This is a genomic window from Paraburkholderia podalyriae (assembly GCF_014397785.1).
In the GTDB taxonomy this organism is placed as follows: domain Bacteria; phylum Pseudomonadota; class Gammaproteobacteria; order Burkholderiales; family Burkholderiaceae; genus Paraburkholderia; species Paraburkholderia podalyriae.
In genome coordinates, this window is the sequence record NZ_VZQQ01000186.1 from 1 (window position 1) to 2,363 (window position 2,363).

The window sequence follows — 2,363 nt, forward strand, 5'->3', positions numbered from 1 at the left end:
TTCCGCTACAGGTTGAGTATTCGTGTTGCGCCGTATTCCAAAGCGATCTCTCGATCACCTTTAAAATACATCGATACAATCACAACCCTGATTCACCTACTCACACACCCATCTCCAGGCACGCTTTCGTGAATCTCTTTACTACTTCTTCCTGATTGTTAAAGAACGACAGCCGATATAAAGCTCGTGCCTCATACCGCCCTGACTGGCTCAATCGCCAATGCGCAACGCTCTGCCTTCATGCAGAGCCCTGCGCATTGAGGATTGGTGGAGGATGACGGGATCGAACCGACGACCCCCTGCTTGCAAAGCAGGTGCTCTCCCAGCTGAGCTAATCCCCCAGTCCCACAGCTATTCCAGAGGCCCCAGCCCTTCAGCTCACCAGACAAGACACTGGTGGGTCTGGATGGATTCGAACCATCGACCCCCGCCTTATCAAGACGGTGCTCTAACCGGCTGAGCTACAGACCCCTGAGCCTGTCTGCGTTTTCTTTCATCACCACAGCCGATAAGCGTGAGCACTTGATGCGAGCAATGCTCGACTCTGGAAAGGAGGTGATCCAGCCGCACCTTCCGATACGGCTACCTTGTTACGACTTCACCCCAGTCATGAATCCTACCGTGGTGACCGTCCTCCTTGCGGTTAGACTAGCCACTTCTGGTAAAACCCACTCCCATGGTGTGACGGGCGGTGTGTACAAGACCCGGGAACGTATTCACCGCGGCATGCTGATCCGCGATTACTAGCGATTCCAGCTTCACGCACTCGAGTTGCAGAGTGCGATCCGGACTACGATCGGTTTTCCGGGATTGGCTCCACCTCGCGGCTTGGCAACCCTCTGTTCCGACCATTGTATGACGTGTGAAGCCCTACCCATAAGGGCCATGAGGACTTGACGTCATCCCCACCTTCCTCCGGTTTGTCACCGGCAGTCTCCCTGGAGTGCTCTTGCGTAGCAACTAGGGACAAGGGTTGCGCTCGTTGCGGGACTTAACCCAACATCTCACGACACGAGCTGACGACAGCCATGCAGCACCTGTGTTATGGCTCCCTTTCGGGCACTCCCGGCTCTCGCCAGGATTCCATACATGTCAAGGGTAGGTAAGGTTTTTCGCGTTGCATCGAATTAATCCACATCATCCACCGCTTGTGCGGGTCCCCGTCAATTCCTTTGAGTTTTAATCTTGCGACCGTACTCCCCAGGCGGTCAACTTCACGCGTTAGCTTCGTTACCAAGCCAATGAAGGCCCGACAACCAGTTGACATCGTTTAGGGCGTGGACTACCAGGGTATCTAATCCTGTTTGCTCCCCACGCTTTCGTGCATGAGCGTCAGTATTGGCCCAGGGGGCTGCCTTCGCCATCGGTGTTCCTCCACATCTCTACGCATTTCACTGCTACACGTGGAATTCCACCCCCCTCTGCCATACTCCAGCGCTGCAGTCACCAATGCAGTTCCCAGGTTAAGCCCGGGGATTTCACATCGGTCTTACAGCACCGCCTGCGCACGCTTTACGCCCAGTAATTCCGATTAACGCTCGCACCCTACGTATTACCGCGGCTGCTGGCACGTAGTTAGCCGGTGCTTATTCTTCCGGTACCGTCATCCCCCAGGGGTATTAGCCCCGGAGCTTTCTTTCCGGACAAAAGTGCTTTACAACCCGAAGGCCTTCTTCACACACGCGGCATTGCTGGATCAGGGTTGCCCCCATTGTCCAAAATTCCCCACTGCTGCCTCCCGTAGGAGTCTGGGCCGTGTCTCAGTCCCAGTGTGGCTGGTCGTCCTCTCAGACCAGCTACAGATCGTCGGCTTGGTAGGCCTTTACCCCACCAACTACCTAATCTGCCATCGGCCGCCCCTTGAGCGCGAGGTCCCGAAAGATCCCCCGCTTTCCTCCTCAGAGCGTATGCGGTATTAATCCGGCTTTCGCCGGGCTATCCCCCACTCCAGGACACGTTCCGATGTATTACTCACCCGTTCGCCACTCGCCACCAGACCGAAGTCCGTGCTGCCGTCCGACTTGCATGTGTAAGGCATGCCGCCAGCGTTCAATCTGAGCCAGGATCAAACTCTTCAGTTCAAACCTGTTACTGTTTTCGGTCCATCTCTGAACCGGTCGCTCACTCAACGTACTGACGATGATCAATCCGTCTTCCGACAGATCAACCTTCCTCTGTTACTGTGTGAGGCTTCCTGATACTGTTGCCTGACAGCAGGTTCCGCAGAACCCGCCGCCGCACCGCGCATCAAGCGCCCACACTTATCGGCTGTTAGTTTTTAAAGATCGTTCCGCCCAACCCGCAGCACCTGCACCACAACCACCGGCACCGCTTCGTTTGCGTCGCTGCATCTGCAGCAGAGA

At 55.7% G+C, this 2,363-nt stretch carries 2 tRNA genes and 1 rRNA gene; all 3 read right to left on the reverse strand.

The features are described 5' to 3' along the window. Nucleotides 1-265 precede the first annotated feature (265 nt). The 3 genes from F6X42_RS42295 to F6X42_RS42305 all read right to left on the reverse strand — a co-directional run bounded on the left by F6X42_RS42295 (nt 266) and on the right by F6X42_RS42305 (nt 2,081). Nucleotides 266-341 (reverse strand) — tRNA-Ala (locus F6X42_RS42295). Nucleotides 342-394: 53 nt separating this feature from the next. Beyond that, nucleotides 395-471: transfer RNA gene (locus tag F6X42_RS42300), tRNA-Ile, on the reverse strand. Between the two features lie 77 nt (nt 472-548). Continuing rightward, nucleotides 549-2,081: ribosomal RNA gene (locus F6X42_RS42305) — 16S ribosomal RNA — on the reverse strand. Nucleotides 2,082-2,363: the final 282 nt, after the last annotated feature.